This is a genomic window from Bartonella sp. F02, assembly GCF_026929975.1.
Lineage (GTDB): Bacteria > Pseudomonadota > Alphaproteobacteria > Rhizobiales > Rhizobiaceae > Bartonella.
In genome coordinates this window covers 80470-95784 of sequence record NZ_JANHOK010000001.1, presented here as the reverse complement: position 1 = coordinate 95784, position 15315 = coordinate 80470, and the positions used below count along the sequence as shown (strand labels likewise).

The following is a 15315-nucleotide window of genomic DNA, read 5'->3' as shown; positions in this document are numbered from 1 at the left end:
TTAAAATGCAATTGTATGATGTCATCGTTGTTGGAGGTGGTCATGCTGGTTGTGAAGCTGCTTCAGCTTCAGCACGTACTGGAGCGAAAACAGCCCTTATTACCTATAAAATATCAGAAATTGGAACAATGTCTTGTAATCCCGCTATTGGTGGACTTGGAAAAGGGCATTTAGTTCGCGAAATAGATGCTTTAGATGGCCTTATGGGACGAGCAGCAGATGCTGCAGGAATTCAATTTCGTCTTCTTAATAGACGTAAAGGGCCAGCAGTAAGAGGTCCGCGTACACAAGCTGATCGGCAATTGTACAAAAAAGCAATTCAAAATTTTCTCCAAGAACAAGATAATTTAACTCTTATTGAAGACGAGGTTGTTGATTTAATTGTAAAAGAAAATTGTGTTTCAGGTGTTCTTTTAAAGAAGCAAGGAAATGTCTTTTCTGGTGCGGTTGTTTTAACGACGGGAACATTTTTACGTGGTCTCATTCATATTGGAGATAAAAAATGGTCTGCTGGACGAATGGGAGAACAATCAAGTATACAACTTGCTGAACGTTTGAAAAAATATGGTATAAATCTTGGACGGTTAAAAACAGGAACGCCTGCTCGTCTTAGTAAAAAAACAATTCGCTGGGATATTCTTCCAAAACAAAAAGCAGATGAAGATCCTGTAACTTTTTCTTTATTAACAGAAGAAATAAAACAACCTCAAATTGAATGTGCCATAACACGTACAAATGAGAAAACACATCAAATTATTCGTGAAAATATTCATCGATCTGCATTATATTCTGGAGCTATTGAAGGATTGGGGCCACGCTATTGTCCTTCTATTGAAGATAAAATTGTTAAATTTGGTGAACGTGATGGACATCAGATTTTTTTGGAACCAGAAGGATTGAATGACGATACTATTTATCCGAATGGTATTTCTACATCTCTTCCTGAAGATGTACAAATTTCTCTCTTAAAAACAATTGAGGGATTAGAGAATGTTGAAATTTTACAGCCAGGATATGCTATTGAATATGATTTTATCGATCCACGACAACTTTCTAAAAGTTTAGAATTAAAATCTTTGTCAGGGTTATTTTTAGCTGGTCAAATTAATGGTACAACGGGATATGAAGAAGCTGGAGCTCAAGGACTTTTGGCTGGTTTAAATGCTGCACGTAAAGTCGGTGGATTAGAAGAAATAGTTCTAAGTCGTTCTTCAGCTTATATTGGTGTTATGGTAGACGATTTAGTTTTAAGAGGAGTTTGTGAACCTTATCGAATGTTTACTTCACGCGCTGAATTTCGTTTGTCTTTGCGAGCTGATAATGCTGATATACGTTTAACACCTTTAGCTTATCAATGGGGTATTGTAAGCAATCTCCGTTGGTCTTGTTATCAGCATAAACAACAACGTCTTGATCAAGCACGATCAATCTGTCAAAGTTTATTTTTAACTCCAAATGAAGCATCTTCTCATGGATTGCAAGTAAATCATGATGGCGTTAAGCGTTCGGCATATGATCTTTTAGCTTATCCTCATATGAGTATAGGACGTCTTTCACATTTTTGGCCTCAATTACAATCAATTGATTCTAAAACAGTTGAAGCTTTAGAAATAGAAGCGCAATATGCGGTTTATTTAGAAAGACAAGCACAAGATATTGCATCACTTCAAAGAGATGAAAATTTAAAAATACCTTCTTCTTTTGATGTTCAAAGTGTTTCTGGACTTTCTAATGAGTTAAAAGATAAAATGAAAAAAGTATCTCCTCGTTCGATTGCAGATGCTCAAAAAATTGATGGAATGACACCAGCAGCATTATCTTTAATTATTACATATATTCAACGTCAACGACGTGAAAAGGCTAAATCAGCTTAATGATTATTTCAAAAGAAAAAAAATATAAAGAACTTTTAAATATAATTCCTTCTGTTTCACGTGAAACTATGGAAGATTTAATAGAGTTCGAATCTTTAATTATTCAATGGAATGCACATATCAACTTGATATCAAATGCAACAATACCTGTCTTATGGACACGTCATATTTTAGATTCTGCGCAAATTTATCCTTTACAGAGTCAGTTTTTACGTTGGTGTGATCTTGGATCAGGAGGAGGATTTCCTGCAATTGTTATCGCTATTTTTATGAAAGAACAAAAAAGAGGGCATATTGATTTAGTTGAAAGTAATGGAAAAAAAGTTGCTTTTTTGCGGACTGTCATTGCTCAACTCAATCTTCCTGCGACCGTTCATCATTGTAGAATCGAAAATGTTTACCAAAAAATAAAATCACCAGAAGTAATAACAGCACGAGGTTTAGCTTCATTAGACAGTCTTTTTCACCTTATATCACCTTGGTTAGAGAAAAAAACAATTGCTCTTTTGCAAAAAGGTCGGGATTACGTTATAGAAATTGAAAATGCTTCTGCCAATTGGGAATTTAATTTGCTAAAATATCAAAGCAAAGTTGACAAAAATTCTGTTATTTTAGAAATTTCTCATGTACGATCATGTAAAGGGTAAAGCAAAATGAGCGAAACACGCATCATCGCTATTGCAAACCAAAAAGGTGGGGTGGGTAAAACAACAACGGCAATTAATCTTGCGACAGCTTTGGCTGCTATTGGTGAAAATGTTCTTATTATGGATATAGATCCTCAAGGAAATGCCAGTACAGGGCTTGGAATTGATCGCAATAATCGCCCCTTATCATCTTACGATGTTTTGGTTTCTGGAATCTCAATTGCAGAAGCTGCTTTAAAAACAGCTGTTCCTAATTTGCATATAGTCCCCTCTACGCTTGATCTTCTAGGTGTTGAGATGGAAATAGCTTCATCACAAGATCGTATTAAAAGATTGCGTAAAGCTCTATGTAATGATCCAAAAATGGATAAAAAATTCAGTTATGTTCTGATTGATTGTCCTCCTTCTCTTAATCTTTTAACATTAAATGCTATGGGAGCAGCAGATTCTGTTCTTGTTCCTATGCAGTGTGAATTTTTAGCTCTTGAAGGATTAAGCCAATTACTTGAAACGGTAAAACAGGTGCGTTCTGTTTTAAATCCATCTTTAGAAATTCAAGGAATTGTTTTAACAATGTATGATAAACGGAATAATCTTTCAAACCAAGTTGTTGAAGATGTACGTTCTTTTATGGGAGAAAAAGTTTATCGTACTATCATTCCTCGTAATGTCCGTGTATCTGAAGCTCCCTCTTTTGGTAAACCAGTTTTACTTTATGATCTTAAATGCGCAGGTAGCCAAGCTTATTTAAAATTAGCATCAGAAGTTATTCAACGAGAAAAGCAAGCGCAAAATGCGGCTTAAAACGTAAAAAAATATTTTAATAAAATAAATTAAAGAGAAAAACTATGAGTGAGGATCAATCTAAAAAAAGACTAGGTCGCGGATTAGCAGCGTTGATTGGAGATATAAATTTAAATCCAAGCTCTGTAGATTCATCGCATTATACTAAATTGAAATCTGATACAAATATAGTTTCTTCAGTTTCTACAAATAATACAGCTTTTGAACAAATTGTTCCTATTGAATTTATTTCGCGAAATCCCAATAACCCAAGACGTTATTTTACGGATTCAGAACTTGACGATTTAGCACAATCTATCAGTCAACATGGTATTGTTCAGCCTATTATTGTAAGGCCACTGCGAGATCATCCCAATCGTTTTGAATTAATTGCAGGTGAACGGCGATGGCGCGCTGCACAAAGAGCAAATTTAAATCAGTTGCCTGTTATTGTTCGTGATGTAGATGATAAAACAGCTTTAGAATTAGCTATTATTGAAAATGTTCAACGTACAGATCTTAATCCTATAGAAGAAGGGATGGGATATCAAATTTTGCTTAATGAACATAATTATACCCAAACAGATTTAGCACAAATTATTGGAAAAAGTCGAAGTCATGTTGCTAATACCCTTCGCTTATTAAAACTTCCAGCAAAAGTGCAACAATTTCTAATAGAAGGACAACTTTCAGCAGGGCATGCTCGTTGTCTTATTACTGTTGATGATCCGCAAAGTTTAGCTGAAAAAATTATTCGTGAAGGACTTTCTGTTCGTCAAGCAGAAATGCTTGTACATAAACAAGGAGATTCAAAAGTTACAAAACAAACGACAATAGAGAAAAATGCCGAAACAAAATCTTTAGAAAAATTACTTTCTGATGTTATTGGAATGAAAGTTGTTATTCGGCATAGTAAAAAAGGCGGTGATTTAAAAATCCATTATTCTTCACTAGAACAATTGGATGATATTTGCCGACGTTTACAAAAATAATTAATTATCTAATATAGTGCGAATGCGGCTAATATGCTTCTTACCAAACTCCACATTACTTTGGGAGAGAGTCGTTTTTTTATCAAAAAAATAATCTTCATTTTCAAGAGCTGATACAGTAGCCAATGTTATTTGGAGTGCCATTAACCCAATAACATAATCTTTTGGTGAAATATTATTTTTTTCTAAAATATCACTTAGTTTTTGTTGAGCAGATACATAAGCAACGAGCCCGTTAATACTATTATCATTTTCTGCATAAGGTGTTATAGATTCTGAAGGTAAATTTTTAATTTCTTTTTGAATTTGTTCTATTTTAGAAAGAAAATCTTCTGTTAAAGGAAAATTCTCAACGATACTTAGATTTTTAATAGGAGCTGAAACAAAATTATTATCTGTACTGTTTGCTCCTCCTTTGTGAGAGGATGTTAAAAGGAAAAAGAAAATAAAGAATAGATTTAATGAAAATTTCAACATGGTATAAAATGATCCTTTCTTTTCCGTATTTCGGCAAAGACTTCTTCATCAGTTTCTTTTTCCATTGCGAGATTTCTTCGCACAGCACTATCATCCCAACGAAGAAAAGGATTCATTTCTTTTTCTTCTCCTAGATTTGTTGGTAAAGTCATGGCATTTTTTGCTCGTAATTGAAAAATTTCTTCTGCTTTTTTGTGAAGTTTTTGATTTTTTGGATCAATCGTTAATGCAAAAAGTGCATTGTCTTTAGTGTATTCATGACCACAATAAAGTAGTGTTTTATCAGGTAATTGACGAAGTTTTTTTAAAGAATTAAGCATTTGCGCTGGGGTTCCTTCAAAAAGGCGACCACAGCCAAGAGAAAAAAGAGTATCTCCTGCAAATAGTAAATTTGCTTGAGGAAAATAATAAGAAACGGCTCCTAACGTATGACCTGGGGTCGAAAGAGCAGAGAGAATATGTGTACCAAAACGAAATTTCTCTTCAGGCTGTAATGTTCTATCAAGAAGAGAAATTTTATCACTTTCTGCTTCTGGTCCAATAATTGTAGCGTTATAGATTTGTTTTATTTCTGCTAATGCTGCTACATGATCATAATGGTGATGTGTCACAAAAACAGCTTGAAGCGTCCAATTCCGTTTTTTTAGTGCTTTATGTATTGCATTGCCTTCCGGTGCATCAATTGCAGCTGTATAACCACTTTTTTCATCGTGAATAAGCACACCAAAATTATCTTCTCTACAGATAAATTGTTCAATTAACACTTATTCTCTCCAATGAATAATACGTCACGAGCTTATGAATAGCTCGTGACTAAGAATATATCCCTTTTAAGAATTGGATTCATTATTTTCTATCAAAGTTTTTTTTGAGTGTTTTAAGATGATAGGCATTTGCATTAATGTAAATAAAATTGTTATAGGCATAATACCAAAAACTTTAAAACTGGCCCAGAAATCATCACTAAAATTGCGCCAAATAATTTCATTCAAAATTGCAAGAAAAAAGAAAAAAAAGGCCCAGTTATATGTTAATTTTTTCCAGCCCAAATCATCAAGTTTCAGGGCAGAATCAAAAACATAACTGAGTAATGCTTTTTTAAAGAGCATACCTCCAAAAAGAATAGCAGCAAATAGCATATTAATGATTGTTGGTTTCATTTTGATAAAAGTGTCATTGTGAAGCCAAAGTGTTAGAAAACCAAAAACCAAAATAAATATTCCTGAAATAAGAGGCATTACAGGAATTGTTCGTGCAATAATCCATGATAAAATGAGAGAAATAACAATCGCTATCATAAAAATAGCTGTTGCAGGAAAAATGGGTTTATCAAAACTTTTAAAAAGCTCAATATTATTTATCAACCATTCGCCTTTATAATTGGCAAGAAAAAAAATAATTAATGGCCCCATTTCCAAGAAAAACCTGAGTTTTTGTGAAAGAGCTTTTTTTTGATTGTTATTTGTATTTTCAGTGTTGTTTTGTGAATTTGTTTCGAAAAAAGAGTTTTTCATGAGTGTCTTCCTGCAATAGCATCGGCAAAATCAGAAGCAGAAAAAGGTTCAAGATCCTCAATATTCTCTCCTATGCCAATAAAATAAACGGGTAATTTAAATTTTGCTGCGATAGCAACAAGAATTCCCCCCCGTGCTGAACCATCAAGTTTTGTCATAACTAAACCATTCACATTTGCAATATTACCAAAAATATCCACCTGATTAAGTGCATTTTGTCCGGTGGTTGCATCAAGTGTTTGAAGGACAGTATGAGGTGCTTGAGGATTCTGTTTTTTTAGAACACGAATAATTTTTGCTAACTCATCCATCAATTCAGTTTTATTTTGTAAACGTCCAGCTGTGTCAATAATTAATACGTCACTGTTTGTTTTTTTAGCTTGTTCATAAGCATCAAAAGCTAAACTAGCGGCATCTGCACCAAGTTTTGTTGATATAACAGGAGCTCCTGTCCGTTTTCCCCAAATGTGGAGTTGCTCAATAGCGGCAGCACGAAATGTATCGCCTGCAGCAAGTGTAACTTTTAAACCTCCTGCAATGAGTTTGGCAGCTAATTTTCCAATTGTTGTTGTTTTTCCAGTACCATTTACACCGACCAACAAGATAACATGAGGTTTATGATTAAGGTCAAGTTCTAATGGAATAGCAACAGGTTCGAGGACTTTTTTTATTTCATTTGCTACGATAGTATGAATATCATGAGAAGATAAATTTTTTTCATAGCGATCAGAAGCAAGAGCATCAATAATACGTGTCGTTGTTTCTAAGCCAAGATCGGATTGAATAAGAATATCTTCCAATTTTTGCAAGGTATCTTCATCAAGTTTTTGTTTGATAAAGAGTGAACTAATCGAATCACCGAGTCGTTGTGACGAGAGAGATAAGCCTTTTTTTAGGCGTTCAAACCACATGGTCTTTTGAGGTTCAACATTAAGTGTTGATGAAGACTCTTCCGCTTTTTTTTCATAAATCGTATGAGTTATAATCACTTTATTCGAAGAAATCTCAAGGTGTGGCGTTTGCTCATGCTGTTTTTGAGATGTCGAGCTCGATATTTCTTTTTGTTCTTGTTCTGTTATATTGTTGTTTATAAACGATTGATTATTTTTTGTCGTATCGTTTTCATATTTATCTTTTTTGATAACTTTTTCAGCTTCACAAGAAGAAAGAGGCTGTTTTTGTTCTTTAGACTTCTTAAAAGAAAACATTTTTTTGATAAGAGATTTTGTCATAAGAACTTTCCTGTTTAAGCAGCATTTGATTCGAGATGTGTCGCAATTAATTTATTGTTATCATGATCAACAATAAGAGCTTTTACAATAGTTCCTGCTTTAGCTCCTTTAATATATGAAAGAGTGTAATCTTCTGTTCGTCCCAATTCATCTTTTTCAACTAAAATTGTTTGTTGGCTATTTTGCAAATGGGTGAGATGTTTTTGGTAGGCTTTGTCACCAGCTTTGCGTAATTTTTTTGCTCGAAGCTTTATTGTTTCACGGTTGACTTGTGGCATGCGGGCTGCAGGAGTCCCTTCTCTTGGGCTAAAAGGAAAAACATGGAGATGAGTTAAACCACAATCTTCAATTAAAGTTAAACTGTTTTGAAACATTTCGTCTGTCTCTGTTGGAAAACCCGCAATTAAATCGGCACCGTAAACCATTGTAGGACGTTTAGCACGCAAATCTTGGCAAAATTGAATAGCATGTTCACGGAGATGCCGTCGCTTCATTCTTTTTAAAATCATGTTATCCCCTGCCTGTAAGGATAAATGCAAATGTGGCATTATTCTATTTTCATAAGCTAAAAGATTTATTAATTCTTGATCTGCTTCGATAGAATCTATAGATGAAAGACGCAATCGCGGTAAATCAGGAACGTGACGCAAAATGGCTGAAACTAATTTTCCTAAACTAATGTTTCCTGGAAGATCAGGACCATAGCTTGTGAGATCAACACCCGTTAAAACAATTTCTTGAATACCGTCTCCAGTTAGTTGTTTTATCTGTTCAATAACTACTCCCATGGGAACGGAACGTGAAGGTCCGCGTCCATAAGGGATAATGCAAAATGTACATTTATGATCACATCCGTTTTGAACTTGTACAAAGGCACGTGTGCGTCCCTCTGTTGCATTAACCATATGCGGAGCAATTTTGTGGACTTCCATAATGTTATTAACACGTAATTTCTCATCATGATTAATACCAAAATCAGGAAGTTGGCGGTAAGAATGAGCGTGTAGTTTTTCTTCATTCCCTAAAACAAGATCGATTTCCGTCATCCGTGCAAAGTTTTTTGCTTCTGTTTGAGCAGCGCATCCTGTTACGATAATGCGTGCGTGAGGATTTTCACGTCTTGCTTTTCGGATGGCTTGTTTGGCTTGTCGCACAGCTTCAGCAGTAACTGCACATGTATTAAAGATGATCGTATCATCTTTGAGATCTCCAAGACCTGAAGAAGCGCTTTCTTTACGAATTATTTCTGATTCGTAGCTGTTGAGCCGACAGCCAAATGTTACAACTTCTATTGTCATAAAAGATTATCCTTTTGATAGATGCCTGTTAAAGGATCAAAAAAACCGCTAAATTCATGTTCCGTCGAGCCTATCATAATAACATGATTATCTTCTCTATAAAAAATAGAAAGTGTTCCTCCTGGTAAGTTTACATTAATATGACGTTCTGTTAGTCCGCGTCGATAGGCAGCTACAGCGCTAGCACATGCAGCGCTTCCACATGCTTTGGTTAATCCTGCTCCTCGCTCCCACGTTCGTAAAACGAGATTTTTTGGTGATGTTACATGAGCAATAGAGATATTACATCGTTCTGGAAACAGTGGATTATATTCGAGTTCTGGTCCATATTTTTCCAGAGGGATATGTTGAATATTGTTTTCGACAAAAAAAATAGCGTGAAGGTTGCCAATGGATACGAGGCAAGCATCTTTTAAAGGGCCAGATGTAATTTCCACGTGGTTGGTATCGATTATTTCACGTGAAACAGGCATATTTTTTGCATTAAGCTGCGGACATCCCATATCAACAGAAATAAGACCATCAGCTTGGCGTTTACCTTCAATGATTCCAGAAGGTGTTTCTAATAGAAAATTCTCACCCAGATTGTGGTTAGAGAGCCATTCAATAACGCAGCGCGTACCATTGCCACAGGCTTTTGCCATTGAGCCATCAGTATTCCATATTTCGATGCGAAAATGCGCTTCTTTTTGTGTGGGGTTGTGAATCGCCATAATTTGATCAAAGCGTGTTTGAGGATTTTTTGCTAGAGTAAGAATCGCTTGTGATGTAATATTGTATGTACTTTTGCGCATATCGGCGATGATAATTTGATTTCCTAGACCATTCATTTTGCTGAAAGGTATTTTCATAAAACTTCTCTATTTCTCGTGTCTAATGATTAAGAAATATATGACTGAAAAACTTGTAAATTTCTAGTATTTGATAAAAATAATCAATGATACAGGATCATTTTTAAAAGAAGAAGTTTTTATTGTTTTTTATATCTATTCATGCGTTTTGTTCATTTATCTTTGTAAGATGACATACAATATTAAGAAATATCTACTACTAAGAAGAGTTTATTCATTTTTGAGTCAATCTATTTGTCGTTATGGGAAAGAGTAAAATATATGACATATTCAAAAAAATCATTTTTTATTGTGGTGTCGATGATAGCTGTTTTGAGTGGTTGTTCAACATCACGATTTGAGAATAAAGAGATCGGGAACACACAAAAAGTTTTTTATCCTGTAATGACATATGATTTATCATCATCTGAAGATTCCTCACCTTCATTTTCTGAAAGAGAAGAAATCAGAAACGATACACAAATGGTCAATCTTGAATTATCAAGTAATGCAGTTGATTTGTTTCCTGCAAGTGTTGCTGGTGTATGGAATCTTTCTATTGGGGGAAGAGGTTGTAGAATCGCAACACCGCAAACAAAATTTGGTCAGGGGTATAGGGCTGGTCCTCTTCATTGTCCAGGAATCTTTTCTCGGGTAAAATCGTGGAATATTAAAGGCAAAAGATTGTATTTTTATGATGGTGCGGGACGTGCCGTTGCTGCTTTTTATTCTAATAGCATGGGCCGTTTTGAAGGACTTACGTTTGATAATCAAAGTGTTGTGTTAAATCGTTAATTCATTTTAATCTGTAGATAAAAAAAGATATATGTCTGCGGATGGCTTTTATAAAAAATCTGCATAATGAAGACGATTTGACAGAGGAGTGTTTGAGTGGCTTTAGTTTCAACACGCTATAAAGAGCTAATTTCAAAAAAAGAAATTGATTTTGATCCGGCTCAATTGGCTTTAGCAGAATCTTTTGATTGTTTGTTACAAACTATTTCAGAACGGAATCTTTCTTGGTTTGAGAGATTTTTGAATCGTTTTAAAAAAAAGAAACAAATCGTTTCTCTTGTTTCAAAACAAAATAATACTGAAAGTTCTTTTCGAGGATTATATATTTATGGTGAAGTTGGGCGAGGCAAAACAATGCTCATGGATTTGTTTTTTTCTTGTTTGCCAACAAAAAATAAAAAACGTGTTCATTTTAATGATTTTATGACGGATGTGCATGAACGTATCAATGCGCATCGTCAAGCGTTTAAAAAGGCAAAAACTGAACAAGATAATTCTATTTTTGCAGTTACAGCAAGTATTGCACAAGAAGCGCGTGTATTATGTTTTGATGAATTTAGCGTAACAGATATTGCTGATGCTATGATTCTTGGGCGTCTTGTGACCGCTTTGTTTAATCAGGGAGTTCTTTTGGTTGCGACTTCAAATGTTGCCCCTGATGATCTTTATTATAATGGCTTAAATCGAGAGTTATTTTTACCTTTTATTCAAATTTTGAAAAAGCATGTTCATGTTATTAATCTTGATGCCAAAACAGATTATCGTCTTGAAAAGTCAAATTCACAAAATGTGTATATAACACCGTTAGGATCAAAAGCTGATGAAGAGATGAATCAAATTTGGATGCAGGCGTTAAAAGGACAAAAAGAAACATTTGATAATTTATCTGTTAAAGGACATTCTCTTCATGTTCCACGCTCTGGTTTGGGGTGTGCTCGTTTTGATTATCAAGATCTTTGTGTAAAACCTTTATCGGTTGCTGAATATTTGGTTTTAGGAAAGCGTTATCATACAATTTTTATTGATAATGTTCCAGTGATGGATGATACACACCGCAATGAAACTAAGCGATTTATTTTACTTATCGATGTTCTTTATGAGCGGAACATAAGATTATTTATGTCTGCTGCTGAAAAACTTGAAAATTTATACAAAGGACATTTGAAGACAACAGAAACATTTGAGTTTCAAAGAACACAATCACGTCTTTTTGAAATGCAAAGTGAAGATTATCTTAATCTTTGGAAAAAACGATTTTTTGATGATAAAGAGTGATTATTACTTTACCTTTACGTAAACTGCTTAAACAATAACTCTTTGAATATAAAGTATTGTAATAATTCTGTTGCACTTTTTGAAGATTCATCTTATCGATATAATGTAACAATCTGTGACAATTTTTTAGAGAAAAGTTCCGTTTCGAAGAGGATGATTTGATAAGTTTGTCCTTCATATGTTTTGAGTAATATTGTTAAAATGAGATATTATTGAAAAGTATGATTAGATTTACAAAAGAATTTAATATGTTACTGCTATAAGTGTTGCATCAAATTATCTCAAGTTCGGGAGAAATAAAATGACAAGGAAAAAAATAGCTCTTATTGGTTCAGGGATGATTGGGGGTACTTTAGCTCATATGATTGGGCTTAAAGAGCTCGGTGATGTTGTTTTGTTTGATATTGCAGAAGGTGTGCCACAAGGTAAAGCTTTAGATATTGCAGAATCTTCATCTATTAACGGTTTTGATGTCAATTTAATTGGTACAAATGCTTATGAAGCAATTGAGGGATCGGATGTTGTTATTGTAACGGCAGGTGTTGCGCGTAAGCCTGGTATGAGTCGCGATGATCTTTTAGGTATAAACTTAAAGGTCATGGAACAAGTTGGTACCGGAATTAAAAGATATGCATCGTCAGCATTTGTTATTTGTATTACAAATCCTCTTGATGCAATGGTTTGGGCGTTGCAGAAATTTTCCGGTCTTCCAACACAAAAAGTTGTTGGCATGGCTGGTGTTCTTGATTCAGCGCGGTTTCGTTACTTTTTGTCTGAAGAACTTAAAGTTTCTGTTAAAGATGTAACAGCCTTTGTTTTGGGCGGTCATGGCGATACTATGGTGCCTTTAGTGCGCTATTCGACAGTTGGTGGTATTTCTTTGCCAGATCTCGTAAAAATGGGTTGGATAACACAAGAAAGATTAGATGAAATTATTCAACGTACGCGTGATGGTGGTGCAGAAATTGTGAAATTGTTAAAAACAGGTTCTGCTTTTTATGCGCCGGCTTCTTCTGCTGTTTCTATGGCTGAAGCTTATTTGAAAGATACAAAGCGTATCGTTCCTGTTGCTGCTTATCTTTCTGGTGAATACGGCGTTAAGGATACGTATGTTGGTGTTCCTGTTATTATTGGTGCTGGTGGTGTTGAGCGAGTCATTGAAATTGATCTCGATAAAAATGAAAAAAGCGCATTTGAGCGATCTGTTGATGCGGTACAAAAACTTTGTGATGCATGTATCACTCTTGCGCCAAGTCTCGGATAAACAAAATTCTGTTAGTGAAGACAGAGTTATTGACATACTATGAAAATTTAAAATCGGTTTTGTGATCCATAAAAGAAAAGGACAAATGAATGAATATCCATGAATATCAGGCCAAACGTCTGCTTCATGAATATGGTGCGCCAGTTGCAAATGGTGTTGCTGTTTATTCTGTAGAGCAGGCTGAAAAATGGGCAAAGAAGTTACCTGGTCCGCTTTATGTGGTTAAAAGTCAGATTCATGCCGGTGGTCGTGGTAAGGGAAAGTTTAAAGAGCTGGGCCCTGATTCAAAAGGCGGTGTTCGACTTGCAAAGTCGGTTGAAGAGGTTGTCGCTAATGTGAAAGAAATGCTTGGTAAAACTTTGGTAACCAAACAAACTGGAGCAGAAGGTAAGCAGGTCAACCGTATTTATATTGAAGATGGAGCTGATATTGAACGAGAGCTTTATCTTTCGCTTTTGGTTGATCGTACAGTTGGTCGTGTTTCTTTTGTTGTTTCAACAGAAGGAGGAATGGATATTGAAACTGTTGCTGAAGAAACACCAGAAAAAATATTAACTCTTTCTATTGATCCTGAACAAGGAGTGACTTCTTCTGATTGTAAAAAGCTTTGTGATGCGCTCGAGTTGCAAGATGATGCACAAAAAGATGGCGAAAAACTTTTTCCAATTCTCTACAAAGCTTTTTGTGAAAAGGATATGAGTCTTCTGGAAATAAATCCGCTTATTGTCATGAAAAATGGTCGTTTGCGTGTTCTTGATGCGAAAGTTTCTTTCGATGACAATGCTTTGTTCCGCCATTCAGATATTTTGGAGTTGCGGGATACTTCGGAAGAAGATCCAAAGGAGATTGAAGCATCAAAGCATGATCTTGCTTATGTTGCACTAGATGGCACGATTGGTTGTATGGTCAATGGAGCCGGTCTTGCTATGGCAACAATGGATATCATTAAACTGTATGGGGCTGAACCAGCAAACTTTCTTGATGTTGGTGGTGGTGCTTCTAAAGAAAAAGTAGCATCTGCTTTTAAGATTATTACAGCTGATCCAAATGTTAAAGGTATTTTAGTTAATATTTTTGGTGGAATTATGCGCTGCGATGTTATCGCTGAAGGTGTTATTGCTGCGGTTAAGGAAGTTGGTTTAAAGGTTCCTTTAGTTGTTCGTCTTGAAGGTACGAATGTTGAGCAAGGCAAAGCAATTATCAGTGACAGTGGCTTAAATGTTATTTCTGCTGATGATTTGGATGATGCTGCTCAGAAAATTGTTGCAGCAGTGAAGGGAGCCTAAATAATGTCAATTCTTGTCAATAAGGATACGAAAGTTCTTGTTCAGGGACTTACAGGAAAAACGGGAACCTTTCATACAGAACAAGCTCTTGCGTATCATGGTACGCAAATGGTTGGGGGTATTCATCCTAAAAAGGGAGGAGAGACATGGGAAGGGTCAAAAGGTGAAACGCTTCCTATTTTTGCCAGTGTTATAGAAGGTAAAAACAAAACAGGGGCTAATGCTTCTGTTATTTATGTTCCTCCTGCAGGGGCTGCAGATGCCATTATAGAAGCGATTGATGCTGAAATGGATTTGATTGTCTGTATTACAGAAGGTATACCGGTTATGGATATGGTTAAGGTTAAAGCTAAGCTGGAGCGGTCGAAGTCGCGCTTAATTGGCCCTAATTGTCCTGGTATTTTGACGCCTAATGAATGTAAAATTGGTATTATGCCTGGTTCTATTTTTAGAAAAGGTTCCGTTGGGGTTGTTTCTCGGTCAGGAACTTTAACTTATGAGGCTGTATTTCAGACAAGCAGTGAAGGCTTTGGTCAAACAACGGCTATTGGTATTGGTGGTGATCCTGTAAAAGGAACCGAGTTTGTTGATGTGTTAGAAATGTTTTTGGCTGATGATGAGACTGAGTCTATAGTTATGATTGGCGAAATTGGTGGTTCTGCGGAAGAAGAAGCAGCGCAGTTTCTAAAAGATGAAGCAAAAAAAGGACGCAAAAAACCAGTCGTTGGTTTTATTGCTGGCCGCACGGCTCCTCCAGGGCGTACGATGGGGCATGCTGGTGCAGTGATTTCTGGCGGTAAAGGTGGTGCAGAAGATAAGATTGCAGCAATGGAATCTGCTGGTATTCGTGTTTCTCCTTCACCGTCTCAGCTGGGTAAGACGTTAGTTGAGGTTTTGAAAGGTTAAAAAGAAATTTCATCTAAATGAGTCACGTACACTCATTTAGATGAAATGTGGGTTGTAAAAAATAAATTTTTTATTGAGTGTTTGCTCTTTTAAAAGGTAGCAGGGATATATAAGGAGACGAAACAAGTGTTTCGGAAAATGT

At 35.5% G+C, this 15315-nt stretch carries 15 protein-coding genes; 9 read left to right on the top strand and 6 right to left on the bottom strand.

Annotated features, from left to right (window positions below; genetic code table 11):
* The first annotated feature begins 5 nt into the window (after positions 1-5).
* Genes mnmG through NPY00_RS00425 form a run of 4 tightly spaced genes read left to right on the top strand, consistent with a single transcriptional unit; the run spans position 6 to position 4296 of the window.
* Entirely contained in the window at positions 6-1874 is a 1869-nt protein-coding gene (gene mnmG, locus NPY00_RS00440; protein WP_269020063.1) for a tRNA uridine-5-carboxymethylaminomethyl(34) synthesis enzyme MnmG, read from the top strand.
* On the top strand, positions 1874-2521 hold the full coding sequence (gene rsmG, locus NPY00_RS00435) for a 16S rRNA (guanine(527)-N(7))-methyltransferase RsmG (protein ID WP_269020062.1): 648 nt from the start codon (positions 1874-1876) through the stop codon (positions 2519-2521). Before mnmG ends, rsmG begins: the two co-directional genes overlap by 1 nt.
* A 6-nt stretch (positions 2522-2527) precedes the next feature.
* Positions 2528-3325: a ParA family protein gene (locus NPY00_RS00430; RefSeq protein WP_269020061.1), complete on the top strand. Its 798-nt coding sequence runs from the start codon at positions 2528-2530 to the stop codon at positions 3323-3325.
* A 44-nt stretch (positions 3326-3369) separates the two neighbouring features.
* Positions 3370-4296, top strand: coding sequence for a ParB/RepB/Spo0J family partition protein (locus NPY00_RS00425; protein WP_269020060.1), 927 nt, complete (start codon positions 3370-3372; stop codon positions 4294-4296).
* On the opposite strand, the gene NPY00_RS00420 is transcribed toward NPY00_RS00425, so the two are convergent.
* From NPY00_RS00420 to dapF, 6 genes are all read right to left on the bottom strand, one after another.
* On the bottom strand, positions 4297-4773 hold the full coding sequence (locus tag NPY00_RS00420) for a hypothetical protein (protein WP_269020059.1): 477 nt from the start codon (positions 4771-4773) through the stop codon (positions 4297-4299).
* Positions 4767-5537, bottom strand: coding sequence for a hydroxyacylglutathione hydrolase (gloB, locus tag NPY00_RS00415; RefSeq protein ID WP_269020058.1), 771 nt, complete (start codon positions 5535-5537; stop codon positions 4767-4769). Before gloB ends, NPY00_RS00420 begins: the two co-directional genes overlap by 7 nt.
* A gap of 66 nt (positions 5538-5603) precedes the next feature.
* Complete coding sequence (locus NPY00_RS00410) at positions 5604-6287, bottom strand: septation protein A (protein WP_269020057.1); 684 nt, start codon at positions 6285-6287, stop codon at positions 5604-5606.
* A complete protein-coding gene (ftsY, locus tag NPY00_RS00405; RefSeq protein WP_269020056.1) occupies positions 6284-7519 on the bottom strand; it encodes a signal recognition particle-docking protein FtsY in 1236 nt (411 codons plus the stop codon). Before ftsY ends, NPY00_RS00410 begins: the two co-directional genes overlap by 4 nt.
* Before the next feature lie 14 nt (positions 7520-7533).
* Complete coding sequence (gene mtaB / locus NPY00_RS00400) at positions 7534-8817, bottom strand: tRNA (N(6)-L-threonylcarbamoyladenosine(37)-C(2))-methylthiotransferase MtaB (protein ID WP_269020055.1); 1284 nt, start codon at positions 8815-8817, stop codon at positions 7534-7536.
* The gene (gene dapF, locus NPY00_RS00395) at positions 8814-9668 is read right to left on the bottom strand and encodes a diaminopimelate epimerase (RefSeq protein WP_269020054.1); all 855 of its coding nucleotides are present in this window, start codon (positions 9666-9668) and stop codon (positions 8814-8816) included. The genes mtaB and dapF overlap by 4 nt, the downstream gene beginning before the upstream one ends.
* Before the next feature lie 261 nt (positions 9669-9929).
* Here dapF and NPY00_RS00390 point away from each other — a divergent pair, with 261 nt between their 5' ends.
* The 5 genes from NPY00_RS00390 to sucD all read left to right on the top strand — a co-directional run bounded on the left by NPY00_RS00390 (position 9930) and on the right by sucD (position 15173).
* Positions 9930-10442 carry an AprI/Inh family metalloprotease inhibitor gene (locus NPY00_RS00390; protein WP_269020053.1) on the top strand — a complete coding sequence of 171 codons (513 nt, stop codon included), beginning with the start codon at positions 9930-9932 and terminating at the stop codon, positions 10440-10442.
* Positions 10443-10538: 96 nt separating this feature from the next.
* A complete protein-coding gene (zapE, locus tag NPY00_RS00385) occupies positions 10539-11717 on the top strand; it encodes a cell division protein ZapE (protein ID WP_269020052.1) in 1179 nt (392 codons plus the stop codon).
* Positions 11718-12018: 301 nt separating this feature from the next.
* Positions 12019-12981, top strand: coding sequence for a malate dehydrogenase (mdh, locus tag NPY00_RS00380; RefSeq protein WP_269020051.1), 963 nt, complete (start codon positions 12019-12021; stop codon positions 12979-12981).
* 89 nt (positions 12982-13070) lie between these two features.
* Positions 13071-14267: an ADP-forming succinate--CoA ligase subunit beta gene (gene sucC, locus NPY00_RS00375; RefSeq protein WP_269020050.1), complete on the top strand. Its 1197-nt coding sequence runs from the start codon at positions 13071-13073 to the stop codon at positions 14265-14267.
* Between the two features lie 3 nt (positions 14268-14270).
* The gene (gene sucD, locus NPY00_RS00370; RefSeq protein WP_269020049.1) at positions 14271-15173 is read left to right on the top strand and encodes a succinate--CoA ligase subunit alpha; all 903 of its coding nucleotides are present in this window, start codon (positions 14271-14273) and stop codon (positions 15171-15173) included.
* Positions 15174-15315 lie beyond the last annotated feature (142 nt).

Coding starts and splice junctions, on each gene's coding strand:
- mnmG (WP_269020063.1), top strand. CDS start 6: ATGCAATTGTATGATGTCATCGTTGTTGGAGGTGGTCATGCTGGTTGT.
- rsmG (WP_269020062.1), top strand. CDS start 1,874: ATGATTATTTCAAAAGAAAAAAAATATAAAGAACTTTTAAATATAATT.
- sucD (WP_269020049.1), top strand. CDS start 14,271: ATGTCAATTCTTGTCAATAAGGATACGAAAGTTCTTGTTCAGGGACTT.
- dapF (WP_269020054.1), bottom strand. CDS start 9,668: ATGAAAATACCTTTCAGCAAAATGAATGGTCTAGGAAATCAAATTATC.
- mdh (WP_269020051.1), top strand. CDS start 12,019: ATGACAAGGAAAAAAATAGCTCTTATTGGTTCAGGGATGATTGGGGGT.
- NPY00_RS00420 (WP_269020059.1), bottom strand. CDS start 4,773: ATGTTGAAATTTTCATTAAATCTATTCTTTATTTTCTTTTTCCTTTTA.
- mtaB (WP_269020055.1), bottom strand. CDS start 8,817: ATGACAATAGAAGTTGTAACATTTGGCTGTCGGCTCAACAGCTACGAA.
- sucC (WP_269020050.1), top strand. CDS start 13,071: ATGAATATCCATGAATATCAGGCCAAACGTCTGCTTCATGAATATGGT.
- NPY00_RS00410 (WP_269020057.1), bottom strand. CDS start 6,287: ATGAAAAACTCTTTTTTCGAAACAAATTCACAAAACAACACTGAAAAT.
- ftsY (WP_269020056.1), bottom strand. CDS start 7,519: ATGACAAAATCTCTTATCAAAAAAATGTTTTCTTTTAAGAAGTCTAAA.
- NPY00_RS00390 (WP_269020053.1), top strand. CDS start 9,930: ATGACATATTCAAAAAAATCATTTTTTATTGTGGTGTCGATGATAGCT.
- NPY00_RS00425 (WP_269020060.1), top strand. CDS start 3,370: ATGAGTGAGGATCAATCTAAAAAAAGACTAGGTCGCGGATTAGCAGCG.
- NPY00_RS00430 (WP_269020061.1), top strand. CDS start 2,528: ATGAGCGAAACACGCATCATCGCTATTGCAAACCAAAAAGGTGGGGTG.